The following is a 24,205-nucleotide window of genomic DNA, read 5'->3' on the forward strand; positions in this document are numbered from 1 at the left end:
CGGATTGGAAAGTTTGCAATCTCGGCAAAATTATCTAGGCTGGTGCCATGGAGACCGGCGAGGGCGGCCTACGCGAACGCAAGAAGCGTGCGACCCGACGCGCATTGAGCGAGGCGGTCATCAGGCTCTCGCTGGAGCACGGGTTCGACAACGTCACCGTGGAGGACATCGCCTCGGCGGCGAACGTCTCCGAGCGCACCTTCCGCAACTACTTCGCGAACAAGGCCGAAGCGGTCGTCGCCATGCACGTCGAGCGCGGCCGACAGATCGCCGACGTGCTGCGGGAGCGCCCCGCAGACGAACCGCTGTGGGACGCACTGGTCAACGCCGTGATCGAGCAATTCGAGCACCAGCCCGCGCCCGAACAGCCTGCCGACGACCGACACACCTCGGCTCGGCAACGGCTGCTCGCCGAACCCGCAGTCCAACACGAGGTGTTCCGCGCTCATGCCACCGCACAGCGGGAACTGACCGAGGCCATCGCCGCCCGTACCGGCACGGACGCCACCGCCGATCTCTACCCGCAGGTCGTCGCCTCGGTGGTCGGCGCCGGGCTCAACACGGCGATCACCCATTGGACCCGCGATCCCGAGCGGTCGCTCGTCCCTCTCCTCCGCGAGATCTTCGCCCAGATCCGAGCAGGCCTGCCCGACCCGCGCTAGGCCGCCCGTCTCGCAACAGACAACCAACAACGAGCCCGCCCCGGCGGGCTACTCGACCATGCCCAGATCACGGGAGTGCCAACCATGGATGTAGTCATCGTCGGCGGCGGACCCAACGGGATGATGCTCGCGGGCGAACTCGCGCTCGCCGGTGTCCGCCCGATCGTGCTGGAACGGCTGAGCGAGCCCAGCGCAGAACCCCGATCGAACGGCCTCGCAGGCCAGGTCGTCCGCATGATCGATCGCCGAGGCCTGTTCGAGCGGCTCGGCGGCGGCCCCGGGGCACCGGAGCCCAACACCGGCTACTTCATGTTCGCCGCGATGCCGCTGCACCTCGGGCTTCTCCACGAGAGCCCCCTCTACAACCTCGCGGTGCCGGAACTGCGCACCGTGCAGGTTCTGGAGGAACGCGCCACCGAACTCGGCGCCGACATCCGTCGAGGCCATGAACTCATCGACCTCACCCAGGATGCCGACGGCGTCACCCTCACCGTCGCCCGTGCCGATGCCCCACCCTACGAATTACGCGCTCGCTACGTCGTCGGCGCGGACAGCGCACACAGCCCGGTCCGCAAGGCTGCGGGCATCGGATTCCCCGGGGTGACCTATGACCGGTCCACCACCCGCACCGTGCACGCCGTCGTCCCATCGGAGCGAATCGATCCCGCGACCGGTGCGTTGATCGTGCCCGGTCACGAACCCATCCGACCGTTCCTGCCCATCCGCACCGACCAGGGCGGCTTCTCCTACGCCCCCTTCCCCGGCGGTGCGACCCTGATCGCCACCGTGGAATGGGACGAACCCGAATCCGAGGAGCCCATGAGCTTCGAGGAGATGCAAGCCAGCGTCCGCCGGGTCCTTGGCGCCGAGGTCGAACTCATGCCACCCAGCGGGGAAGGACCGCATCTCCTCCGCAGGCTCCATGGCGGCAACACGCGCGTCGCGGAGCGATACCGGAACAACCGGGTGTTCCTCGTCGGCGATGCGGCGCACGTCTTCGCCGCCGGTGGTACCGGCCTCAACCTCGGCCTCCAGGACGCGATCAACCTCGGGTGGAAGTTGGCGGCCGCGCTCGACGGCACCGTCGACGTGCTGGACACCTACGAGACCGAGCGGCGCCCCGTCGCCGAGCGGACCACCGTCTACTCGCAGGCCCAATCCGCGTTGCTCTCCCCCGGTGAGGACGTCACCGGGCTGCGGCAGCTGTTCGGTGAGCTGCTCACCCAACCCGGAGTCGTGCAGGTCCTCGCGGATCTGGTCGCCGGGGCGGACGTCCGATATCCGGTCGGCGAGGCCGCCCATCCGCTCGCGGGGTGGCCCGTGCCCGACCTGACCCTCTATACGTCGGACGGCATGGTCCGCCTTGCCGAACTGGCCCGCGCCGCCAAGCCGCTGTTGATCGACCTGACCGAAGGCGGCGATCTCTCGGCGGACGGCGTCGAGGTCGTCCGGGCCACTGCCGAAACCGAGATCACGGCGCTGCTTGTGCGGCCGGACTCCTACGTCGCCTGGGCTTCCTCGGAGCGGCATCCCAACCGCGAAGAGCTCGCCGCGACCATCGCGGAATGGTTCGGGGTGCGGGGCTAGGAGCGACGAGAAGGCGTCTCGCTGGGCGAGCTGGCGGCCATCACGGCAACGGGACCACCCAGGTCACGTCCGTCCCGGTGCGGGCCGAGGAACGCACCGTGCAGTGGCCGCCCGCCGCTCGGGCCCGTTCCTCCAGGTGGCGGAGACCGCGACGGCTGACGCCCGGTGGGATCCCGCAGCCGTTGTCGACCACCTGCACGCGCAGTCCGGCCGCGTCCCTGCCGAGCCGGATCACCACCCGACTGGCACCGGAGTGACGCACCACGTTGGACAGCGCCTCCCGGATGGCCGCCCTGGCATGGTCGGCCACCGAGGTCGGGACCTCGTCCAACGCGCCCGTCAGTTCCACGATCGGAGCCACCCCGAGCAGCTCGCCCGCCGTCTCGGCCTCGGCACGCACCGAATCGGCCAGCCCCGTCGAGGCCGGCTCGCCGGGGTCCGCCGAGCGCAGCGCGCGGACCGTCGCGCGGATCTCCTCGATGGTCAGATCGAGCTGGTCCACCGTCTCGGACAGTCGTTGTGATTCCGTGGGAGCCAGCCGGTTGCCCAGCCCCCGGCCCAACAGGTCGAGCTGCATGCCCGCCGCGTACAGCCGTTGCACGATCACGTCGTGCAGGTCGCGCGCGATCCGCTCCCGCTCCTGGTAGACGGCGACCCGGCGGCGGGCGGTCGTGCCCTCCGCCAGCACCAGCGCCAGCCCGGCCTGTGCCGCGAAGGCCGTCAACACCTCGACGGTCTCGGCGGCGAAACCGCTCGCACCCTTGCGCCGGTAGACCGCCAGCGCGCCCAGCCTGCGTTCGAGGGTGCCGAAGGGTGCGACGGCGAACGGTCCATAACCGCGCAGCGCCTTGGGGACGAACGGCGCGGTCCTCGGGTCGGCGGTCAACTCGTCGACCACCACCGGCACGCCGCCCCTGGCGACCCTGGCCGCCGCCGATCGTGCGGACAGCACCGCGCCGACCGGGTCGACGGATTGTGCGGCGCTGTCGAGCGGACCGCCGTCGGATCGGTGTGCCGCCTCCACGGTGAGCGTGCCGTCGTCGGAACGCACCATCGCCAGGCCCAGATCGGCCCCGGTCAACCCGACGGCCTGCTCGACCACCATCGGCAGCACCAGATCCGGGTCGTCACCGGAGAGCGCCGCGGTGGTGATCCCGGTCGCGGCGGCAAGCGTTCGACCTGCAAGGGACGGGTCCATAGTCTCGCCAAGGATAGGCCGGCTCGCGCCACCGCCGCCGCACGCGGGCCGGAGCGCGGGTCCGGGCGCGGCAAGCCGACCGGTGGCGCGCACTAGTCGGCTCTCGGCAGCTGGGCCGGCACCACCACCGGTCCACCGGACAGGCCGATCTCCACCGACAGGGGCTGGCTGGACAACGCCAGGGCGCCGAGTTCCGGATAGGCACGGACCTGCCCGTCGCGGACCTCCAACACCAGATCGGCGTCGCCTGCCTCCTCGACGTGGTGGGTCACGTGCACCACGGTGTGCTCGGCCAACTCCTGGCGGATCGCCGTCCGCACCACCGCCGCCGCCTTGGCGTCCAGTGCGGCCGTCGGTTCGTCCAGCAGGACGAGGTCGGCGTCCTTGGCCGCCAGCAGCGTTCTGGCGAAGGACAATCTGCTCGCCTCGCCACCGGACAACGCGATGCCGTCCCCGCCGACGACGGTGTCCAGCCGGTCGACGAAGTCGGTCAGGCCCGCCGACCGCAGCGCGGCCCGCAGTTCTTCGTCGTCGGCCGTCGGATCGGCCAGCCGCAGGTTCTCCCGGACCGTGGTGGAGACCAACGCCGCATCCTGGGGACACCAGGCCACGCGACTCGGCCGGGTGATCATGCCCTGTTCGGCGGGCAGGAAACCGAGCAACAACGCCACCAGGGTCGACTTCCCCGCGCCGGACGGCCCGAGTACCGCGACCCGCGATCCGGGCGGCAGCTCGACGGTGACCTCGCGCAGCGCGGCCTCGGCGGCACCCGGCCATCGGGCATCGACCTCGACCAGCCGCACCGGAGTCGGGTCCGCATCGGATCGCAGGGCGGTCTCGTCGCGACCGACCCGGTTCGTCGGCGGCTCGGTCGCCGCGCCCGCCCCGAGGCCCGTCAGCCTGCCGTAGGCGCTGCGCAGGGTGTCGGCCTGCTGCCAGGCCGAGGGCACCGCCGCGACGGCCTCGCCCGCAGCCAGCGCACCCAACACCGCGACGGCCGCCCAGGCGGGGTCCAGGTCGCCCGCCGCGACGGCGTCGGCGGCCAAGGCCAACACGGCCACCACGGCCAGACCGGTCGCCGCGATCATCACGGCCGCCGCCACACCGACACCGGTCGCCTCGCGCCGCACCAACCGGGTCAGCTCCCGATCGTCCCGGTCCAGCACCTCGCGGCTACGCCGGTCGGCGCCCATCGCGACCAGGTCGGCGGCCCCGTCGAGGATGCCGAGGACCCGATCGGCCACCCGGCGGCGCAGCACGGCTGGAACGGTGACGGAACGCCGTCGCACGGTCAGCGCGGCCCAGCCGCCACCCACCGCCGCGGTCAGCAGAGCCAGCGCCGTCACCAGCCCCGCCGAGGGCAGCAGGGTCCACTGCACGGCCACCACCGCCGTGCCCACCACTCCGGCCACCAACGGCGGAATCAGCACCCGTGGCACCAGATCCCGCACCACGTCGACATCGGTCACCAGCATCCGCAGCGCCTCGCCGTTGCCCCGGTGATTGACCTGGGCCGGCCCGGAACGCACCAGCGAGTGCCAGAGCGAGACCCGCAACCTGCCCGCGAGCCGGAACGCGGCGTCATGGGTGCACAGCCGCTCCAGGTAGCGCAGCAGTGCCTTGGAGAACGCGAAGGTCCGCACCAGGACGGCCGCGACCGTCAGGGTGAGTACCGGCGGGTGCTCCGATGCCGTGGCGATCAGCCAGGCGGCCGTCCCGGTGAGTGCGACACCCGCCGTCGCCGACAGCGCGCCCAGCAGCACCGCGGTCGCCCACCGGCGATCAACCAGGTCACGCAGCCTGCCCTTGGGCGCTTCGCGGGGCGCCGTGGGCGCGGCCAACGCCGGATCGGCGGTCTCGTGTGCCGAGGTCGAGTCGGTGGGGCGGTGGTTGGCCAACACCACCACCGCACCCTCGTCGGCGAACCGGCGGACGTTCGCCGTCACCACTCCGGCGGTGTTCGCATCCAGATGGGCGGTCGGCTCGTCCAGCAGCAACAACCGGGCGCCGCGCATCACCCGGAGGAACGCGCGGGCCGTAGCCACCCGCTGCCGCTCGCCGAGGGACAGCGCCGAGGTGGATCGGCCCAGCAGATGGCCCGCCGCCGCCGCGCGCGCCGCCGTGATCAGCTCGCGTTGGGTGGGCGCTCCGCCTTCCTGATCGACGGTCGCGGTGGCCAGTTCGTCGGCCACGGTCGTCTCGGTGAACCGGGGCCGTTGCGGCACCCAGGCCACGTTGCGACGCCAGTCCTGGATATCGCAGTCGGACAGTTCGATGTCGCCGATCCGCACCTCGCCCGCGTCGGCGGGCCGTAGTCCGAGCAGCACGGCGAAGGCGGTCGATTTGCCGCTGCCGCTGGGTCCGATCCCGTTCTGCCCGTCCAGGCGCAGGATCTCGCCGGGTTCGGCGTGGAAGGTCAATCCGTCGGGAGCATCCCGGTCCCGGCGCCGCACCCGAAGACCGCGCACCGACAGTCCGTGTTCGGCGAGCGCCTCGGTGATGCGGCGGGGGTCGACGGGCAATCTGGTCGGATTGCCCGACGTCGTGGGTCTCGGTCCGGTGGCCGAGGTGTCGGGGCGGTCGGCGACCGCCGTCGCCGGGGCCACGGCGTCGGCGAGGTCGATCACCTCGCGTACCCGCCGCACCGCCTCCACCCCGTCCTCGGAGGCATGGTGCGCGGCGCCTGCGGCCCGCAGCGGCAGGTAGCACTCGGCGACCAGGATGAGCACCACCAGCGCCGTGGTCAGTTCGACGTCACCGGCCACCACCCGCAGTCCGATGTTCACCGCGACCAGCGCGACCGACATCGAGGCGATGAGTTCCAGGGCCAGCGCGGAGAGGAAGGCGACCCGCAGCGTGGACATGCTGGCGAGGCGGTGCGCGTCGTCGACCTGCCGCACGGCCTCCGCCTGCGCCTCGGCCCGCCGGAAGGCCGTCAGCAGCGGCAGGGCCTTGACCAGTTCCCGCAGCCGGTCCGACAGCCGGACGGTCGCGTCGGCGGTCGTGGCGGCGCGGGCCTCGGTGAACCGGCCGATCAGCACCGCGAACAGCGGGATCAACGGAATGGTCAGCAGCACCAGCACCGCAGAGGGCGGGTCGGTCAGCAGAATCCAGCCGCCCACCAGGACGGGCGCCACCGCCGCCGTGACCAGCGCGGGCAGCAAGCGCACGAAATAGGCGTCGAGTGCGTCGAGTCCGGTGGTGGCGATCGAGGTGAGCCGCGCGGCGCCACCCTTGACGGTCGCGGCCTCATCGGTTTCGGCGCTGCCGCCGCCGTGGATCCATTCCGGACCGATGCGCAGTGCCGCGTCGAGCAGCGCGCCCCGCAGTTCGCGTCGAGTCTCGCCTGCCGCTCTGGCGGCCACCGCCTCGGTGGCCCAGTTCAGCACGGCCCTGGCCAGCACCGCGATACACAACACCCGCAGGCTGTCGGTGAGGTCGGCGGCCGGAACCGCCGAGGACACCACCACGCCGAGCGCATCGGCGATAGCGACGGCCTGCACGACCAAGGCGACCGAGTTGCCCACCGCCAGCAGCGCGGTGATCAGCAGGGCTCGGCGGGTCGATGTCGACAGCGCGGCCATCGCCGCCAGCGGATTCCGGCCTGCTCGACCGCGTCTCGAGCGAGGGTGCGGCCCTGTCGCATCCCCCGAGGACACGACAGGACCGCTGCGGATGGACGTCGTCATGGCACGCGCACCGGAGGAATCTGCGCGGTGCTGATCCGGCGGCGAAAGACCCAGTAGGTCCAGCCCTGGTACAGCAGCACCGCAGGCGTGCCGAAGGCGGCGACCCACGACATCACGGTCAGGGTGTAGGGGCTGGAGGCCGCGCCCGCCACCGTCAGGTCGAACAGCGGGTCGATCGTGGAGGGCATCACATTGGGATACAACGATCCGAACAGAACCACCAGCACCGAGGCGAGCATCACGCCCAGCAGGGCGAAGCTTCGGCCGACCTGGCCGCGCCGCACCAGCAGCAGGGCCGCGACCGAGGCGAGCGTGGCGATCCCGGCCACCGCCGCCGTCCACGTCGAGCCCTGCCCGATCTGCACCGACCACAGCAGTCCGGCCCCTGGCAGCAGAAGCAACGCTCCGTAACGGGTCGCGAAGCGCTGCATCCGCCACCGGATGTCGCCGTCGGTCTTCAACGCGAGGAACACCGCGCCATGCAACAGGCTGAATCCCGCAAGTGCCAGTGCTCCGAGCACGGTTTCGGGTCGAATCAGATCGATCGGCCCGCCGCGCAGGTCGCCGTTGATGTCGATGGGCAGCCCGGTGACGGTGGCCGTGATGATGAAACCCCAGCCCAGCGGGGGTACCCAGGAACCGATGGCGATGACGCGGTCCCAGTTTCGGCGCCAGCGGGCGCTGTCGACCTTGCCCCGATACTCGAACGCGACCCCTCGACCGATCAGCGCGAGCAGCACGAACAGCACGGGCAGGTAGGCGCCGGAGAGTAACGAGGCATACCAGTCGGGGAAGGCGGCGAAGGTCGCGCCGATGGCCACGATCACCCACACCTCGTTGCCATCCCAGATCGGCCCGATGGTGTTGATCAATACTCGACGTTCCCGCTCGTCCTTGGTGCCCAGACCCAGCAGCATTCCGACGCCGAAGTCGAAGCCCTCCAGGAAGAAGTAGCCGAGCCAGAGCACCGCGATGAGGAGGAACCAGAAGGTAGGCAGGTCCATGATCGACTCCCGGCGTCAGCGGTGGAACGGGTGGAGCGGATAGGGGGTTGGCGGGCCGACCCGGCGGGTCGACGTGGCGGAGTGCACTGCGTCAGTAGGCGAAGGCGAGTACATCCGGGTCCTTCTTCTCGGGTTCGGTGGAACCCTCGTCGGAGTCCGCAGGCGGGTCCTGCCACGGCGGCCGCATCACGCCCTCGACTCCCGCCCTGGCGTACTTGATCAGTAGGAACAGCTCCACGACCGCGAGTGCCGCGTACACCAAGGTCAGCGCGACCAGCGAGAACAGCGCTTCACCGAGCGACACACCCGGTGAGACGGCGCTCGCGGTGTACATGAACACCCCGTCCACGCCGGTCGGGTTCGGGACCACGACGAACGGCTGTCGGCCCATCTCGGTGAAGATCCAGCCGAAGGAGTTCGCCAGGAACGGGGTGGCGATCGAGGCGAGCGCGACGGGGGCGAACCAACGGCCCTTCGGCAGCCGGCCGCCCCTGGTCAACCAGAGACCGGCGGCGGCACCCAGCGCGGCGACGACGCCGAAGCCGATCATCAACCGGAAGCCCCAGTAGGTCACCGGCAGCGAGGGCACATAGTCGATCGGCATGCCGGAGAGCTCGCCGAGGCGTTCGTCCACCGGGTAGTGCGATCCGTATTTCTCCTGGTAGGCGGGCACCAGTTCCTCGATGCCCTGGACCTCGCTCTCGAAGTCGCCCTCGGCCAGGAAGGACAGCAGCGCCGGCACCGTGACGCTGGAGACGTTGCCGCAGTGCGGATCGGAGAGATCGCCGATGGCGAAGATCGAGAAGCCCGCCGGTTCCTCGGATTCGCAGAGCGCTTCGGCGGCGGCCATCTTCATCGGCTGTTGATCGAACATCAGCTTGGCCTGGAAATCGCCGGACACGGCCACCGCGGCGAACGCCGCCACCCCGACCCAGCCGCCGAAACGCAGCGAGGTGTGCCAGACCTGCCGGTCCGGGTCGTCGACCGGGCTGTGTCGATGTCTGCGGGCCAGGTGCCACGCCGAGATGCCGATGAGCACGGTGCCCGCCACCGCGAGACTTCCCGCCAGGGTGTGGGGGAACGCGGCCAGCACCGTCGAGTTCGTCAGCAGTGCCCAGATCGAGTTGAGCTGCGGGTCGCCGTCCGGGCCGATCTCCACCCCGACCGGGTGCTGCATCCACGAGTTGGCCGCCAGGATGAAGTAGGCCGAGGCCACGGTGGCGAGCGCGGCGGCCCAGATCGAGGCCAGGTGCACTCGCTTGGACACCCGATCCCAGCCGAATATCCACAGGCCGAGGAAGGTCGATTCGACGAAGAAGGCCACCAGGCCCTCCATCGCCAGCGGTGCCCCGAAGACATCACCGACGAACCGGGAGTAGGCGCTCCAGTTCATCCCGAACTGGAATTCCTGCACGATTCCGGTGACCACGCCCATCGCGAAGTTGATGAGCATCAACTTGCCCCAGAACTTGGTCATCGCCAGGTATTTGGGATCCCCGGTGCGGTGCCAGATCGTCTGCATGATCGCGACGAGTAAGGCCAGTCCGATGGTCAACGGCACCATCAGGAAGTGGTAGACGGTGGTGATGCCGAACTGCCACCGCGCCACATCGAGGATCTCCACGGCTGCCTCCTTCAGGCCCGTGGCCAATCTAGGAGCGCGTGGCGGTGCTTCTTCAGGTTCGAGGGTCCCGTCCCGACGGGACCAAGGTCCCGTCTGTGGAGGCTCTCAGCCGAGGGCGGCCGCGATCTCGCACGCGGCCCGCATCACCTGCGGCCCGACCACCGGCACGTCCAGGGGCGCCAAGGCGATCACGCCCACGCTGGCCCGGAGCCCGTCGACCCCGATGACCGGCGCGGCGACCCCGTGCGCCCCGGCCTGCAATTCACCGTTGGACACCACCCAGCCGCCCGCGTCCGGGGCGAGGTCGATCGCGCGCCCCGCCGCCCCGAATCGGACCGGATGTCTGGTGCCGACCCGGTAGGAGACGTGGAAGGTCGTCCAGGACGGCTCTACGACGGCGACCGCCTGGGCATCCATCCCGTCGGCCACCGTGATGTGCGCGGTCGCCCCCACCTGTTCGGCCAGCACCCGCAGGGCGGGCAGGGCAGCGAAGCGAACCTGTGGCAACACTCGATTCGCCAAGCGCAGCACGCCGAGCCCCAACCGCACCTTGGAGCCTTCTCTTCGCACCAGACCGCGCGCCTGCAGCGGTCCGAGCATCCGATAGACCGCGGCCCGGCTGGCGCCGATGGCGGTGGCCAGATCGCTGATGCTGGGGGCGTCGGACTCGGCGTCGGCCACCGCCTGCAGCAGAGCCAGCCCGCGTTCCAGCGTGAGCGAACGCTCTCTACCGGCCGGGGCCTCCTCGCCGTCCACCGCCGTCGTCGGCCCGTCCGAATGCCGCCGTGCGGTCGGTGCCACCATCGCCTCAGTCCTCATTCTCACGCCGGAGCCGCTGGTCGAATGGTGCCCGCCACCTCACCGAGCCCGATGATCGAGTCGGCCGGTCCCGGTGCGGTCGCGGTGATGACGACCGAGTCGCCGTCTTCCAGGAAGGTCCGTCGCACGCCCGGACCGAGGTCGATGTCCTCGCGCCCGCCCCAACTCAATTCCAGGAACGAACCCCGTTCGGTGCGCGCCGGACCCGACACCGTGCCCGAGGCGATCAGGTCGCCGGGACGCACTGTCGCACCATTCACCGACAGGTGGGCCAATTGTTGGCAAAAGGACCAGGACATGACGGCGAAATTCGGTTCGCTGACCACCGTCCCGTTCCACTCCACCCGCAGCCGCAGCTCGAGACCGGCGGGGCGGGTCTCGACGAGGTAGTCGGCCAGCGGATGCGGCGCGGCGGGTGTCGGCACCCGCGCGTGATCGAAGGCCTGCAACGGCGTGATCCACCCGGATATCGAGGTCGCGAACGACTTCCCGAGGAACGGGCCGAGCGGCTGATACTCCCAGGCCTGGATGTCGCGCGCCGACCAGTCGTTGACCAGCGCCACCCCGAAGACGTGTTCCTCGGCCCGTTCGGTGGACAGCCGTCCCTCGGTCGGCCCGCCGCAGACGAAACCGACCTCGGCCTCGATATCGAGTCTCCTGGTCGGTCCGAAGGCAGGCGTGTCCGTTCCGGTGCGTCGACGTTGGCCGTGGGGCCGAACCACATCGGTTCCCGAGACCACCACCGTCCCGGCTCGCCCGTGGTATCCGACCGGCAGGTGCGTCCAGTTCGGCAACAGCGGCTCGGAATCGGGCCGCAGGATGCGTCCGACATTCTCCGCGTGGTGCCGCGACGAGTAGAAGTCGACGTAGTCGGCGACGGTGAAGGGCAGGCCGAGCCGGAGTCCGTCGAGCGGAACCAGGCGCGCGCCGGGGGGCGCGGTGGTCGCCGTGGTGATCTCCCGTAGGCGTTCCCGCAGCTCCGACCAGTGCTGTGCATCCGAGGCGAGCAGCGGATCGAGGGTGTCGGTCTCGGTCAACGGCCCTAGTCGGGGCCCGAGGGCCGCAGCCAACGGGCGCAAGGGCAGTGCGTGATCACCGACTCGCACCGCGAGTGTTCCGCCATCCTCGGCCAGAATCCTGCCGTATGGCAGGGTTTGCGGCCCGAATGGCGCATCGGCGGTGACACCGGGTACGTCGATCCAGCTCACTTCTTCACCCTCCCCCGAAAACGGGCGCGCGGAAACCTCTTTTTCGGGGCGACCGCGCGTATCCGCTCACAGCAGACCGAGTCGTTCCAGGTCTTCGACCGGCTCGGTGAGCGAGCAGGACCCGTATGAGGCGAAGACCGACCGCACTGCGGTGGCCGCCTCGTCGCCCAATGCCTTGGCCTCGGTGGACAGTGCCTCGGCGTCGGTACTGAGCAGCGCCTCCCGCACGTCCTTGCCGGAGAGCACCCGCGCCGTGGCCACGATCAGGTTGAGGAAGCCGTGGTGGGTGAAGCCCGTTTCCTCGTCGGTGTAGCGGACCGCGTGGTGCATTCCGGCCGTCGCCTTGAACGGCAGGCCGGTGGTGCCCGCGACGGCGAGGAAGTCGGCGACCTGGTCGGCGCCGGGGAAGGCCTCCATGGTCTGGCCGCCACAGCGCAGCTTCGGCCAGGAGCCGTGTTCGGCGACGCGACGCACGCTCTCCAGCCAACCGGGTCCGCCTCGGCGGGGCTCGATGACCCGGATGACGTCCTCGGGCACGAACTCCGAGACTCGTTCCAGCCATACGGCGTCGAGGTCGGAGGGCGCGGGCATCTCCACCATGCGCAGCGCCAGCAATTCGCTGCGGGATTCGACGATGGACACGGCCTTGGGCACCCCTCCCAGACCGGTGTCGATCACCAGGGACAGGGCGACGGGGCGGATCGGTTTCGCCTTGATCAGCTCGGTGATCAGCTCGGACAGCCTCGATGCCGGACAGAGGAACAGACCCAGTACACCGACTGTCCCTCCCGCCCTGGCTTCGAGGTGGCGGCGCACCGCATCCGGCATGCTCGCGCTGCCGGGCGGGAAGAGTGCGGCGTCATCTACCAGCCTTGCGAGCAAGGGTGGAATACCGCGCGGACCGGGCGCATGGAGTTCTACGGCGCTTGACACGGCTGCGAGGCTAGTGCGTACCAGAGAATGAACAAAGGTGTCCGTATAACGAACGCCGGGAGCACGTCATGCCGTACTACCGCGCCGTGGGCAAGATCCCCTCGAAGCGACACACCCAATTCCGCAGGCCAGACGGCGGCCTGTACGCCGAAGAACTCATGGGAGTCGAAGGCTTCTCCGCAGATTCCTCGTTGCTGTATCACCGCCATCTTCCGACGGCCATCGTCGACGCGCAGACGGTCGAACAGCCCCGTGGTGACACCACGCCGAACCTGCCACTGAAGCCGCGCCACTTCCGAACTCAGGCGCTGAACTGGGAAAACGTCGAATCCACCGATGCCGTAGCGCATCGAAGACAACTTTTCCGTAACGCCGACGTCTCAATCTGTTTCGTGGTGGCGAACTCGACCAGTCCGCTGTATCGCAACGCCATCGGGGACGAACTGCTCTACATCCAGTCCGGCAGCGGAACCGTCGAGACCAGCTACGGCGCGCTGGAGATCGGCGAGGGCGACTACGTCGTCTTACCCACCTCTTGCACCTATCGGGTGAAACCCGAGAACGAGCTGCGAATCCTCGTGCTGGAGGCATCCGGCCACATCGGACCACCGCGTCGCTACCTCTCCACCAAGGGCCAGTTCCTGGAGCACTCGCCGTACTCCGAGCGTGATCTCCGTGCTCCCACCGAGCCCCTGCTCCTCGACGGACAGGACGTGCCGGTGCTGGTGCGCCACCGCGCGGGCCTCACTCGCTTCACCTATGCCCAGCACCCGTTCGACGTGGTCGGCTGGGATGGCTGTCTCTACCCGTGGGCGTTCAACATCCGGGATTTCGAGCCGATCACCGGCCGGGTGCATCAGCCGCCGCCGGTCCACCAGACCTTCGAGGGCCCGAACTTCGTGGTGTGCTCCTTCTGTCCCCGCAAGGTCGACTATCACCCGCAGGCCGTCCCGGTGCCCTACAACCACGCCAATGTGGACTCGGACGAGCTGATGTTCTACGTGGGCGGCGATTACGAGGCCCGGAAGGGTTCGGGAATCGGCCTCGGTTCGCTCTCCCTGCATCCGGCGGGCTGCACCCACGGCCCGCAGCCGGGAGCCGTCGAGGCGTCCCTCGGTGCCGAGTACTTCGACGAGACCGCGGTCATGGTGGACACCTTCCGACCCTTGGAACTCGGCGAAGCGGCGCTGGCCAGCGAGGATCCCCGCTACGCTTGGTCGTGGGCCCGCCGGGGACCGGACTGGACGGACTAGTCACGCCATCGGGTTTGGCGCAGGCGAGGTCGTCCACGAGTTCCACCCTCCGATATGCCAGGTAGTCGATTGGGCCGTCTAGCGGATGGTCCGGACGACCCCCGGTGGTAGGCGGCGGCGTGGCGAAGCTTCCCTACCGGGCGAAAATAACTTAGGCTCCCCTAAGTCCTGGAGGTGAGAGTGGAAACCAACGTGAATCGCAGGCCCCCGTCGCCCACTGCGGCCGAGCGGGCGCGGTCGATGGCGATGCGTGGTCGTGCTGTCATCCTGCCCGCGATAGAGAGTGCCGCCCGGGTCAATCCGGTGCTGCATCACGTCCATGCCAACGGCTCGATCTCCGCGCTGCTCTCCGGGCGGCACCCGCTGGTCGCGTTGGCGCTGCACGGCACGGACGAGATGGCGGCGATGATCGAGGTGTCCGACACCGCGCCGGTTCCGCTGCGCGAACCGGTGCGCGGGCTGCTGTGGATCAGCGGGCTGTTGAGCGTGCTGCCCGAGCCCGCCGCTCGCGCCGCCGCGCTGGACATCGCCGAGTCCCGGCCGGACCCCAGGCTGCTGGACGTCGGCCACGACCTGGTCGTCCTACGGCTGCGGGCCGCCTCCCTGGTGCTAGCCGACGCGGAGAGCAGCGGGCCGCTGGATCCCGCCGAGTTCGCCACGGCGACGCCCGATCCCTTCTGCCGCTTCGAAGCCGCCTGGCTTCGCCATCTGGAGGGCGCGCACCGCAACGTCGTGGACATGCTCGGCCGCCATCTCCCGGAGGAACTCCGGGGCGGTCGCATCCGGCCGCTGGGTCTGGACCGGCTCGGACTGCGGCTGCGGGTCGAGGACGAGAGCGGCGACCACGACGTCCGGCTGGCCTTCGGCAAGGCGGTGAACAGCGTCGGCGAGCTGTCCTCGGAGCTGCGCAAGTTGGTCGGCTGCCCCTTCCTCGCTCGGCAGAGCTGAGCACTGGACTACCGTCTGCGAACGTGACCTCCGGTTCGCCCCGCGCCCTGTCCGGCTGGTTCAGGCCGAAACGCCCCAGTGAGCCCGCGCTGATCACCGATCCCGGTGAGCGTCGCGCGATCGTCATCGAACTCGTCATCGTCTTCACGACGACCTTGGGCCTGTCCGGACTTCGCAGTCTGTTGTCGCTGCTGGATCGGTTGCTGCGGCCCGAACCGCTGAACGAGCAGTCGGTGGCGATCAACGTGCCGCAGGCCGCGTTGAGCCTGCTGGACTTCGCCCGCCAGCTCACCAGTGTATTGCAGCTGTTGGCCTGGGGAGCGCTGGGCGTCTATCTGTTGTGGCGCGGCGGGATCGCGCTGCGTCGCATCGGCCTGGACCGCCTGCAGCCGGGACGCGATTTCCTGCAGGGCCTCGGGCTCGCGGCGTTGATCGGCGTGCCGGGGTTGGGTTTCTACCTGGTCACCTTGGCGATCGGCATCAATCTCGCGGTGGTGCCCTCGACCTTGGATGCCGAGTGGTGGCGCAGCCTGGTGCTCGTACTGTCCTCGATCGGCAACTCCTGGGCCGAGGAGGTGCTCGTGGTCGCCTACGTCCTCACCCGGCTGCGGCAGCTCGGCTGGTCGGAGAACGCCGGACTGCTGTTCGCGGCGGTCCTGCGCGGCTCGTACCACCTGTATCAGGGTTTCGGCGGCTTCCTCGGCAACATCGTCATGGGCCTGATCTACGGCCGATACTGGCAGCGGACGAATCGGCTGTGGGCGCTGATCGTCGGGCACGCGATGATCGACATCGTCGCGTTCGTCGGCTATGCCCTGCTGGCAGACTCGATCTCGTGGTTGCCGTAGGTGCCGCCCGAACTCGCCTGGTTGCGAACGAGCATCCCCACCGGCCAGCCAAATCGACATCCATTCACGGCCCGAGAATTTCCCCGGGCATTCGACATCCGAACTCAAACAAACGGCATCGGACGTTCATCCACATCGTCGAGAGCGGCGCTTTTAGCCGATATGCTTTCGAGTTTGACCCGCCCAGAATAGCGATATATACCCTCGCCCGCATTTTCGACATGGACGGTGCAGTCGTAACCATCGTAGCGCATTTCGAAGCCATCGCTTTCCGGGTACCAGAAATTCAACTTCTGGACTTTCGCTCCCGGATACTCGGCCCTGAACGCCTCGATATAGCGGTCGAGCTGCGCATCCGATCCTCCGTTTCCATAATATTGTTCACTCATAGACTTAATCTCGCCCACAAAAATAGTTAAACCGGCATGGCTTCCGTGACTGGCTGCACCGTCTTCCCGCTCGTCATGAAAAGCTACGAGGTCCGCCCGCCCGCCACCTACCGGCACTTCAACATCTAAGCTGAACCTCCTGCGCAGTTCAAAATCTTCCCGGAACTCCCCCTGAATGAGCCGGTGTACATCATCGCCAATAGCCCTGGCATCTTTTTGCTTGTTACTCACCCCTGCGACACTGGCCCTTTGGATGGTAATGCGATCACCAGGCTGCGGGAGCCGCTGCACCGATGATGCGGAGGAGTACTGCAGCTGTTCCGCGGCGGTGGCGTCTGTGCTGTTCGGCACTGGACGGTTCATTACCCGGGTCGCGTTGGCCTCGGCAGCCCGCTCGAAACGGTCATCCGGATCGGAGATCGAAAACCCGTCGCCATGGTCTGCTCCGGCAACCGGACCGGAGCGTTGTTGGATCACATGGGTCAGCTCATGGGCAAGCGTGTGCTTGTCTGCTCCCCCAGCACCGATGACTACGTGGTTGCCGGAGGTGTAAGCCCGGGCGCCGATCTCTGCTGCGGACCGCTGAGCAGCAGAGCCAGTGTGCAGCCGCACGTCGGCGAAGTCGGCGCCAAGGCGGTTCTGCATCTCCAGTCGGACGTTCTCATCGAGGGCACGGCCAGTTGATCCCAGTACGTCGGGCACGGTCGAGCGCTGCACGGGCCGGTTGTGCCCGCAATCGCCCCGGCAGGAAGGCGGTTGTTGCCGCTGGGCTCCGATGAGACGGGCCACCGCGGCGTTGCCGACGGTGCGCTGCAGGTGTAGGACCGCCTGGGGCGAGAGGTGCGCAGCCGAGTTGACTGGCATCGGCGTTGGGTCGGCAGCCCGCAGGGGCAACCGCCGAGGCCGCAATCGGGAAGTGTTTACCGGTTCCTGGTCCTGTGCGCGCATGAGTCCTCGATTCCTGGCGGCGGCTAGAGAACGACACTGCTGTACCTGACGTTGCCGGCCAAAAGCAGGTTGAAAAGGGTTCATACGGGCACGATCCGGCCCCCTCCTCGCGCCAGAAGAAGGGCACTATGGGCGCCCAGAAGGACATGCGGCCCGTCACCGGCATCCGACCGGGCGCTATCAGCCATTCCCGATGCGCCAGCTCACGGAATGCCGTCGGCCTGCTGATCGAGGATGTCCTCGGCAAGCCGAACGAGATGCAGACCAGGCTCGCCGGTCCCGCCGCGATCGGGCGGCAGCCCCGCCACCAGCCGGAGCGCGGCGTTGACCGTCTCATCGGCGGTGCTGGTCCCCAGTCGACGGCGGGCCTCGGCCAAGGCCACGTCGTCGATGTCGGTCACCACCAGCACCGCACCGGGATATCCCGCCGGGACACGGGCCAATCGCAGCGCAGGCGATCGGCCCGGTCCGGGGGACGCTGCTACAGGCTCACGGGGGCGGAGCCGAACGCAACCGAGAAGCGATGGCACCAGATCACCACGCTGGACAGACCGTCGAGGTCCAGCTCGGCGGGTACCTCGTAGTTCTGGTTGCCGTGGGTGCCCTTGAGCACGCCGAGTTCGTGGTACCGGTTGTCGCGATACTTGAACCAATCGCCGCCTGCCTCCTGATCGGTGATCGCCACCCGAAGATCGGGGCCGTCACTGGAGGCGAGATCGGTGAGCCGCACGATGCGGGAGCCATCGGCCAGCTCGATGATCTCGGCGGTGCCGCTGGTCGCGTGCTCCTGCGAGACGAACTCACCGCCTGCAAGCACGATCGGTTCGGCAGGCGTCTCGGGTGCGGGCGCTGGCTCTTCCGTGGTCTCCGAGGCCGACGCTGCGTCGGAGTCCGACTCTGCCTCGGGTTCCGCCGCAGGGCCCGATTCCGCGAACGAGGACACCGAGGTGGGCTCGATCGTCGGCAATGCCTCATCGATGGTGTTCGAGGTCCACAACCGCCACGGCTGGAATGCCCACAGCCCGAGCACCAGGGCCACCATGGCGACCCCGGCGCCGACCAGCACCGCCGGACGACGCAATAAACTCATCTTCTTATCGCCAGTTTGCTTCATGAACAGTTGCTCTCCTGCCCTGATAAGAACGAGTCTTGTTGATAATCCTGGTTGGAAGCAGCGTTTCACTCAGGAGACTTCTAGGCTGGTCGGCGTGAGCATCCAGGACTCCCAGCCCCTGTCCCAGCAGGCCCGCGTCGACTCTGAGGTGGGCCCGCTCCGGTCGGTCCTGCTGCACCGGCCCGGCAATGAGTTGAAGCGCCTCACTCCGCGCAACAACGATCAGTTGTTGTTCGATGGAATCCCCTGGGTGGATCGAGCCCAGGCGGAACACGATGCATTCGCAAATCTGTTGCGCTCGCGGGATGTCGAGGTCCTACTGCTCGCCGAGCTGTTGACCGAGGCGCTGGCCGATAACCGTGCCCGCACCGCCGGGATCTACGCGGCGGTGGAGGAGCACCGGCTGGGGCTCGAACTGGCCGACGTCCTGCGCTCCCATCTGAGCTCGTTGCCGCCAGCGGCCCTGGTGGATGTGCTGATGAGCGGCATGACCTTCGAGGAACTGCCCGCTTCGGAGGGCGCCTCGCTGGTGCGCCGGATGCAGCATCCGCACGATTTCGCCGTCGCCCCGCTGCCCAACCTGCTGTTCACCCGCGATTCCTCGGTGTGGGTGGGCGAACGCGTCGCGATCACCTCGCTCACCATGCCCGCACGTAAGCGGGAGACCTCGATCACCGACCTGATCTACGCCTATCACCCGAGATTCGCCTCGGCGGGCCGCGCTTATGGAGCGCATTCGGCGCCGGTCGAGGGTGGCGATGTCCTGTTGCTCTCCCCCGGCGTGCTGGCCATCGGTGTCGGCGAACGCACCACTCCGGCTGGCGCGGAGTCCTTCGCGCGGTCGGTCTTCGCCGACGGCCTCGCGCACACCGTGCTGGCGGTGCCGATCGAGCAACAGCGGGCCTCGATGCACCTGGACACGGTATGCACGATGGTCGACGTCGACGCGGTGGTGATGTATCCGGCGATCCAGGACACGCTGGCGGCGTACCCGCTGCGCCCCACCGGTGCGGGCGGGTTGCTGGTCGGCGGCCCGATGCCCTTCCTCACGGCCGCCGCCGAGGCGATGGGGATCGAGCGGCTGCGACTGATCGACACCGGATTGGACCCGGTCACCGCCGAGCGCGAGCAGTGGGACGACGGGAACAACACCCTGGCCGTCGCGCCGGGGGTGGTCGTCGCCTATGAGCGCAATGTGGAGACCAACGAGCGACTCGAAGCGAATGGCATCGAGGTATTGCGCATTTCCGGTTCCGAATTGGGCAGCGGAAGAGGCGGCCCGAGGTGCATGTCCTGCCCATTGGATCGGGATAAAATCAATTAATCAGGCGATCATTTCCGGCACGCGAAATAATGCGCAGAACGCGTCGAGCACCCTGCCTGACCTGGCCACTAAGGTCAGGCAGGGCTAACTTCGGCAAGCCTTACCTTTTGCTATCGACGATTCGGTGAGTTGGTTCTCATCGGGTCGCTCGATTAGGAAAAGAGGTTTACGCTTGAACCATGGCTATCACGGCGAAGAAAATTCAACCGAAGACGTCCACCTTCCACGAGCTGCTGCAGAACCAGGTGCGCAACGAGTTCACCGCCTCGCAGCAGTACATCGCGGTGGCGGTCTGGTTCGACAGCCGCGACCTGCCGCAGCTGGCCGGGCACTTCTACCGGCAGGCGTTGGAGGAGCGCAATCACGCCATGATGATCGTGCGCTACCTGATGGACAACGACGTCGAGGTGACCATCCCGGGCATCGAGCCGGTCCGCAACGAGTTCGGCGAGGTGACCGAGCTGATCGCGCTCGCGCTGGCCCAGGAGAAGGAGGTCACCGAGGAGATCGTGGCGCTGGCCAAGGCCGCCAGGGCCGATGACGACTACCTCGGCGAGCAGTTCATGCAGTGGTTCCTCAAGGAGCAGGTCGAAGAGGTCTCCCAGATGTCGACGCTGCTCAACGTCGTCGAGCGGTCCAACGGCAACCTGTTCGACGTGGAGAACTTCCTGGCCCGCGAGGTCGTCGGCGATGCAGGTGCGGACGCGACGGCGCCCCCGGCGGCAGGCGGCGCGGTCTGACGCCGTGATCGGATGGCGACAGTCACGATCGACGACCTCACCATTCGGGCCAGCGCCGACGAACCGATTCCGATCGTGGTGCCCGCTGCTGGTCGCCGTGGACATTGCTCCTCGGCGACCGGCGCACGTCGGGGCGAGCGGATCGCCTACCAGTGCCGACGCGGACTGCCGTGTCACAAGCGCACCAGGCTTGATTCAGCCCCGCTACCGTTCTGAACTCGCTGGCAACAGGCACGGCAGGAACCGCAGCCGCGCAACCATCCTCAGATGGGCGGCCAACTTCGTAGGGCGGCGTCGGCAACGCGAAAGAGTTCCTCGCGACTGACACCGCTTGCCGCCTGCACGGCGATTCCGTTCGACATCGTCGACAGGAACCGTGCGAGCACCTCCGGGTCCGACTCTGGCGGAAGATCTCCCTCGTCCAAGGCTCGCTGAAACCTCTCGCGGAGGCGATCGGACGCAGCATTGCGCCAATCGGCCAAGGCTTCACGGATGTCCTGGTCCGCAGGCGCCGCAGCCAGACAGGCTTGCACGCCGAGGCAGCCGGTCGGCCGGTCGGGCTGGGTGGCGGTTCGCACCGCGCCATGCAGGATTCCCGTCGCGACCTCACTCGCGGTCGGCTCGTCGAGCACCCGTGTCACGTAGCCGGCGGGACCGGCGGTATAGCGCTCCAGCGCCTTGCGAAACAGCTCTTCTTTGTTGCCGAAGGCCGCATACATGCTCGTGCGGGTGATGCCCATGGCGGTGGTCAGGTCGGCGAGGCTGGCGCCCTCGTAACCCTGCTTCCAGAACACCAGCAGCGCGCGTTCGAGCGCATCGTCTGCGTCGAATCCCCTTGGCCTGCCTATCGGCGCCCTCCGCGTGACTGCCATGTGGTGAGCATAGCTCTCGTTGGACTGATCAAACTCGTGCTACGTTGATTTATGTACCGATCAGTTCTTAAATAAGGCGAGGTCATCAGCGTGGGACAGCTTGAAGGCAAGACCGCCGTCGTGACAGGTGGCGGTACCGGGATCGGTCTGGCGTCCGCGATCCGACTGGCGGGCGAGGGCGCGCATGTGTTCATCACCGGCCGCCGCGAGAAGGAGTTGACCGAGGCCGCGGCCACGATCGGCAACGCCACCGCCGTGCCGGGCGACATCACCGATCCGGCCGATGTGGACCGGCTCTACGATCAGGTCCGCGAGCGTGGGCACGGCGTGGACGTGCTGTTCGCCAATGCGGCCGCAGCCTGGCTCGCGACGCTCGACGAGCTCACCGAGGACGGTTTCGACCAGACCTTCGATCTCAACGTCAAGGGCACCTATCTCACCGTCCGCAAGGCATTACCACTGCTCAACCCCGGCGCTTCGGTCATCTTGAATGCCTCGACCGCCGCCGACAACGGCACCAAGGCCTTCGGCGCCTACGCCGCATCGAAGGCCGCCGTCCGGTCGTTCGCCCGCACCTGGGCCAACGAACTCAGTGAGCGCGACATTCGGGTCAACGCGATCTCGCCCGGCCCGGTGGACACCCCGGGACTCGATCACGTCTTCGGCGAGAAGGTCGACGAGATGAAGAAGCAGATCGCGGCCAACACGGCGGTCGGCCGGCTCGGTGACCCCGCCGAGGTCGCCGCCGCAGTGGCCTTCCTTGCGTCGCCACAGAGCAGTTTCATGGTCGGCTCCAACGTCTACGTCGACGGCGGCGAGAACCAGGTGTGATCCCGAGGGTGTGCCGAGCTGATCTCCGCCCCCGGTCGGCTTCGACATGAACCGTGGACCTCGGTCGCCGTGGAAGACGACCGAGGTTCAAGATTCCTCGACTTCTCCGTTACTCAGGAGGACCGAGGGCGCTCCGGTCCAGGTCACCAGAAGTCGTTCGCGGGCCCGCGAACAGGCCAGGGCGAGCAGCGCGCGCCAACGGCGCAGCAACTCCGGCCGATCGCCGGGATCGATGCGGTCGACGTCGGCTTCTGGCGGCACGTCGGCGATCCCGACGCCGGAGACCGCGACGCCGGAGAACTCCCGCCCCATGACCTGGTCGAAGGCGCCGACCCGCACCGCCGGATTCGCGGCGATGTCCTGGTCGGTGCCGAGTTCGACGGTGGCGATCCCGGCCGCTCGCAGTCGTCGATCCCACTGACCTACGGCGCGGGTCGTCGGGGTGAGGACCGCCAGCGGCGGATCTTCGGGCGTGAACTCGGTGCGCCAGCGGCGAAGGGCGCCGATCACCGCGTCGCGTTCCTGGGTGGCGGAGTCGAAGGACCGGAGTAGCGGTGGTGGTCCGTCGCCCTTGGCGGCGTGGGCCTCGCTGTCTCGGGGGTGTTTCGTCATCGGCCCGGCGAGCAATGCGGCGGCGAACTCGCTGATCTGTTCCGTGCTCCGGTGGTCGAGGTCGAGCCGATGTCGGGGGCCGTCGATAGCCAGGTGTGCCGTCGCATCGTGATCGGCGTGGATGCGCTGGTCGCCGTTTCCGCAAAGCAGCAGGGTTCCGCGGGCGGGATCCAGCAGCGCTTTCAGCAGTCGAAGCTGCGTCGGACTGATTTCGGGTGCCTCGTCCACCACGATGTGTCGATATCCGCCGACTCGCGGGGCGCCGGGTTGGCGGGCCCGTTGGGCGAAGTCCGCTGCTCGGGAGGCGGCCCGCTCCCGACTGTCGACGCCCCGCTCATCGAGGATGCTCTCGAAGGCCTCGACCAGCCGCCAGACCTGCACCCGATCCGGCCCGTCCAGGACGACGCCGCGATCGGCCCGCGAGGCCGCAAGATAGTCGTCGAGCCGCCGGAGACCGCCGCCGACGATCACCCGGCGGTATTCGGCCGCCAAGAACTGCGGCGTGTATCGCCTGCGGTCGGCATCGCCGAGTTCTGCAGCCTGTTGCAGCGCCCGCGCCCACCGAGCAGGTTCGTCTCGGTCGATCCGTACCGCCTGCCCGACATCCAGAATGCGGGTCTGTCGCACCACCGTGTCGATGTCGAGCACGTCGACCCGTTCGAGGATCTCCTTGCCAGCCAGGCAGACCAACGACTCCGACAGCCGGTGGGCACCGGCTTGGTCGAGCGTGGTGAGTAGTAGCCGCCCGCTGGTTTCCCTACGCCACAGGCGATGGATGCGATGCAGGGCGACGGTGGTCTTCCCGGTGCCCGGTCCCCCGGTGACGGTGGAGATGCCGGGCGGGCCCGGTTCGGCGGCGGTTTGCTGGGCGGGGTCGAGGAAGAAGCGCCAGCCGTCGTCCCGACCGGTGAACAGGTTTTCGAGGCGTGGTTCGGTATTCGGCCCTGCCACGACGAGGAACTCGGCACGTCCGGCCGGAGTTTCCAGGCTCGCCAACACCTCAGCGGCGGTCAGCTGTGCAACGGGCGCGGCCGGTGGTCGTTCCTGGAACGTCGGTGTTCCCGTGGTCGGGTCGAGCTCGGTTCGCAGTCTGCGGAGCCTTTTCTTCGCTGCGGCGGGTTCTTCGAGCGCGAAGAACACCAACACGGTGTCCGTGGCGGCGGCGTCCGTGGTCGCGGCGTCGGTCGCCGCGAACTCGGCGAGAACGGCGTGCAGCCCGTCGACGACCGGCAACACGCGAAGCCGGCCGTCGACTGCCGAGTCTGGTCGGACGGCGGATGAATCCTCGGGTGCTGCACCCGCGAGCAGCCGCCCGACCGTCTCGGTGACGTCGGCCCTGGTGAGCGGAGACTGCCGGGAGACGGCCGCGTGGAAACCCCTCGCTACCACGACGATCGCCATCTACCCGCCCTGTCTTCGTCTCGCACCGACCAACGCGTCGAATCATGGTGCCCGGCACCGACGATCACAGACATCGAGGACAGTCGCACGCTGCGCGGACAGTGCACGCTGCAACCAGTCCGACCCATCGCACGCAGGCACAACAGCGTCCTGATTGCGCCAAATGTGTGATCTTGTCGATCGACTTCGGACAGTGCCCCA

Annotated in this window: 20 protein-coding genes; 8 read left to right on the forward strand and 12 right to left on the reverse strand. The window is 68.4% G+C overall.

Features of this window, described 5'->3' with window-relative positions; all coding sequences use genetic code 11:
* Window positions 1-47: 47 nt before the first annotated feature.
* Together BKA25_RS26615 and BKA25_RS26620 are read left to right on the forward strand one after the other, a co-directional pair.
* Window positions 48-662 (forward strand): acyl-CoA-like ligand-binding transcription factor, encoded by a 615-nt coding sequence (locus BKA25_RS26615; protein WP_069845748.1) that lies wholly within the window; start codon window positions 48-50, stop codon window positions 660-662.
* 84 nt (window positions 663-746) lie between these two features.
* Window positions 747-2,249 carry an FAD-dependent monooxygenase gene (locus BKA25_RS26620; protein WP_069845746.1) on the forward strand — a complete coding sequence of 501 codons (1,503 nt, stop codon included), beginning with the start codon at window positions 747-749 and terminating at the stop codon, window positions 2,247-2,249.
* Window positions 2,250-2,289: 40 nt separating this feature from the next.
* Here the strand turns inward: BKA25_RS26620 and BKA25_RS26625 are convergent, their stop codons facing one another.
* The 7 genes from BKA25_RS26625 to BKA25_RS26655 all read right to left on the reverse strand — a co-directional run bounded on the left by BKA25_RS26625 (window position 2,290) and on the right by BKA25_RS26655 (window position 12,724).
* The gene (locus BKA25_RS26625; protein ID WP_069845744.1) at window positions 2,290-3,447 is read right to left on the reverse strand and encodes a GAF domain-containing sensor histidine kinase; all 1,158 of its coding nucleotides are present in this window, start codon (window positions 3,445-3,447) and stop codon (window positions 2,290-2,292) included.
* A 92-nt stretch (window positions 3,448-3,539) separates the two neighbouring features.
* Complete coding sequence (cydD, locus tag BKA25_RS26630) at window positions 3,540-7,031, reverse strand: thiol reductant ABC exporter subunit CydD (protein WP_069845742.1); 3,492 nt, start codon at window positions 7,029-7,031, stop codon at window positions 3,540-3,542.
* Between the two features lie 101 nt (window positions 7,032-7,132).
* Entirely contained in the window at window positions 7,133-8,140 is a 1,008-nt protein-coding gene (gene cydB / locus BKA25_RS26635; RefSeq protein WP_069845740.1) for a cytochrome d ubiquinol oxidase subunit II, read from the reverse strand.
* Between the two features lie 91 nt (window positions 8,141-8,231).
* A complete protein-coding gene (locus BKA25_RS26640; RefSeq protein WP_069853125.1) occupies window positions 8,232-9,764 on the reverse strand; it encodes a cytochrome ubiquinol oxidase subunit I in 1,533 nt (510 codons plus the stop codon).
* Window positions 9,765-9,869: 105 nt separating this feature from the next.
* Window positions 9,870-10,568, reverse strand: a complete 699-nt coding sequence (locus BKA25_RS26645; RefSeq protein WP_084643512.1) for an IclR family transcriptional regulator — start codon at window positions 10,566-10,568, stop codon at window positions 9,870-9,872.
* Between the two features lie 17 nt (window positions 10,569-10,585).
* Window positions 10,586-11,791, reverse strand: coding sequence for a fumarylacetoacetate hydrolase family protein (locus tag BKA25_RS26650; RefSeq protein ID WP_069845738.1), 1,206 nt, complete (start codon window positions 11,789-11,791; stop codon window positions 10,586-10,588).
* Between the two features lie 66 nt (window positions 11,792-11,857).
* Complete coding sequence (locus BKA25_RS26655) at window positions 11,858-12,724, reverse strand: hypothetical protein (protein ID WP_265736945.1); 867 nt, start codon at window positions 12,722-12,724, stop codon at window positions 11,858-11,860.
* A 68-nt stretch (window positions 12,725-12,792) separates the two neighbouring features.
* On the opposite strand from BKA25_RS26655, the gene BKA25_RS26660 reads away from it, so the two are divergent.
* From BKA25_RS26660 to BKA25_RS26670, 3 genes are all read left to right on the forward strand, one after another.
* Complete coding sequence (locus tag BKA25_RS26660; RefSeq protein WP_069845734.1) at window positions 12,793-13,977, forward strand: homogentisate 1,2-dioxygenase; 1,185 nt, start codon at window positions 12,793-12,795, stop codon at window positions 13,975-13,977.
* 180 nt (window positions 13,978-14,157) lie between these two features.
* Window positions 14,158-14,925 (forward strand): DUF2470 domain-containing protein, encoded by a 768-nt coding sequence (locus BKA25_RS26665; protein ID WP_375791870.1) that lies wholly within the window; start codon window positions 14,158-14,160, stop codon window positions 14,923-14,925.
* 23 nt (window positions 14,926-14,948) lie between these two features.
* Window positions 14,949-15,773: a CPBP family intramembrane glutamic endopeptidase gene (locus BKA25_RS26670; RefSeq protein ID WP_375791871.1), complete on the forward strand. Its 825-nt coding sequence runs from the start codon at window positions 14,949-14,951 to the stop codon at window positions 15,771-15,773.
* A 104-nt stretch (window positions 15,774-15,877) separates the two neighbouring features.
* On the opposite strand, the gene BKA25_RS26675 is transcribed toward BKA25_RS26670, so the two are convergent.
* The 3 genes from BKA25_RS26675 to BKA25_RS26685 form a co-directional block, all read right to left on the reverse strand.
* Window positions 15,878-16,879, reverse strand: coding sequence for an eCIS core domain-containing protein (locus tag BKA25_RS26675; RefSeq protein ID WP_236750436.1), 1,002 nt, complete (start codon window positions 16,877-16,879; stop codon window positions 15,878-15,880).
* A 434-nt stretch (window positions 16,880-17,313) separates the two neighbouring features.
* Window positions 17,314-17,511 carry a type II toxin-antitoxin system VapB family antitoxin gene (locus tag BKA25_RS26680; RefSeq protein ID WP_157420877.1) on the reverse strand — a complete coding sequence of 66 codons (198 nt, stop codon included), beginning with the start codon at window positions 17,509-17,511 and terminating at the stop codon, window positions 17,314-17,316.
* 80 nt (window positions 17,512-17,591) lie between these two features.
* Complete coding sequence (locus BKA25_RS26685; RefSeq protein ID WP_260331345.1) at window positions 17,592-18,224, reverse strand: DM13 domain-containing protein; 633 nt, start codon at window positions 18,222-18,224, stop codon at window positions 17,592-17,594.
* A 94-nt stretch (window positions 18,225-18,318) separates the two neighbouring features.
* Between BKA25_RS26685 and arcA the strand changes: the two genes are divergently transcribed.
* Both arcA and BKA25_RS26695 read left to right on the forward strand, forming a co-directional pair.
* On the forward strand, window positions 18,319-19,548 hold the full coding sequence (arcA, locus tag BKA25_RS26690) for an arginine deiminase (RefSeq protein WP_236750435.1): 1,230 nt from the start codon (window positions 18,319-18,321) through the stop codon (window positions 19,546-19,548).
* 179 nt (window positions 19,549-19,727) lie between these two features.
* Window positions 19,728-20,288 carry a ferritin gene (locus BKA25_RS26695; protein ID WP_069845724.1) on the forward strand — a complete coding sequence of 187 codons (561 nt, stop codon included), beginning with the start codon at window positions 19,728-19,730 and terminating at the stop codon, window positions 20,286-20,288.
* 263 nt (window positions 20,289-20,551) lie between these two features.
* Here the strand turns inward: BKA25_RS26695 and BKA25_RS26700 are convergent, their stop codons facing one another.
* Window positions 20,552-21,160, reverse strand: coding sequence for a TetR/AcrR family transcriptional regulator (locus tag BKA25_RS26700; RefSeq protein ID WP_069845722.1), 609 nt, complete (start codon window positions 21,158-21,160; stop codon window positions 20,552-20,554).
* A gap of 90 nt (window positions 21,161-21,250) precedes the next feature.
* On the opposite strand from BKA25_RS26700, the gene BKA25_RS26705 reads away from it, so the two are divergent.
* On the forward strand, window positions 21,251-21,991 hold the full coding sequence (locus tag BKA25_RS26705) for an SDR family NAD(P)-dependent oxidoreductase (RefSeq protein ID WP_069845720.1): 741 nt from the start codon (window positions 21,251-21,253) through the stop codon (window positions 21,989-21,991).
* Between the two features lie 87 nt (window positions 21,992-22,078).
* On the opposite strand, the gene BKA25_RS26710 is transcribed toward BKA25_RS26705, so the two are convergent.
* Window positions 22,079-24,004: an AAA family ATPase gene (locus BKA25_RS26710; RefSeq protein ID WP_069845718.1), complete on the reverse strand. Its 1,926-nt coding sequence runs from the start codon at window positions 24,002-24,004 to the stop codon at window positions 22,079-22,081.
* Window positions 24,005-24,205: the final 201 nt, after the last annotated feature.

This window comes from Actinoalloteichus hymeniacidonis (assembly GCF_014203365.1).
In the GTDB taxonomy this organism is placed as follows: domain Bacteria; phylum Actinomycetota; class Actinomycetes; order Mycobacteriales; family Pseudonocardiaceae; genus Actinoalloteichus_A; species Actinoalloteichus_A hymeniacidonis.

Bases quoted from the DNA above. Each gene is read 5' to 3' on its own strand.
- cydD (WP_069845742.1), bottom strand. From the start codon at position 7,031: ATGGCCGCGCTGTCGACATCGACCCGCCGAGCCCTGCTGATCACCGCG.
- BKA25_RS26660 (WP_069845734.1), top strand. From the start codon at position 12,793: ATGCCGTACTACCGCGCCGTGGGCAAGATCCCCTCGAAGCGACACACC.
- BKA25_RS26695 (WP_069845724.1), top strand. From the start codon at position 19,728: ATGGCTATCACGGCGAAGAAAATTCAACCGAAGACGTCCACCTTCCAC.
- BKA25_RS26645 (WP_084643512.1), bottom strand. From the start codon at position 10,568: ATGGTGGCACCGACCGCACGGCGGCATTCGGACGGGCCGACGACGGCG.
- BKA25_RS26710 (WP_069845718.1), bottom strand. From the start codon at position 24,004: ATGGCGATCGTCGTGGTAGCGAGGGGTTTCCACGCGGCCGTCTCCCGG.
- BKA25_RS26700 (WP_069845722.1), bottom strand. From the start codon at position 21,160: ATGGCAGTCACGCGGAGGGCGCCGATAGGCAGGCCAAGGGGATTCGAC.
- BKA25_RS26625 (WP_069845744.1), bottom strand. From the start codon at position 3,447: ATGGACCCGTCCCTTGCAGGTCGAACGCTTGCCGCCGCGACCGGGATC.
- BKA25_RS26615 (WP_069845748.1), top strand. From the start codon at position 48: ATGGAGACCGGCGAGGGCGGCCTACGCGAACGCAAGAAGCGTGCGACC.
- BKA25_RS26685 (WP_260331345.1), bottom strand. From the start codon at position 18,224: ATGAAGCAAACTGGCGATAAGAAGATGAGTTTATTGCGTCGTCCGGCG.
- BKA25_RS26620 (WP_069845746.1), top strand. From the start codon at position 747: ATGGATGTAGTCATCGTCGGCGGCGGACCCAACGGGATGATGCTCGCG.
- cydB (WP_069845740.1), bottom strand. From the start codon at position 8,140: ATGGACCTGCCTACCTTCTGGTTCCTCCTCATCGCGGTGCTCTGGCTC.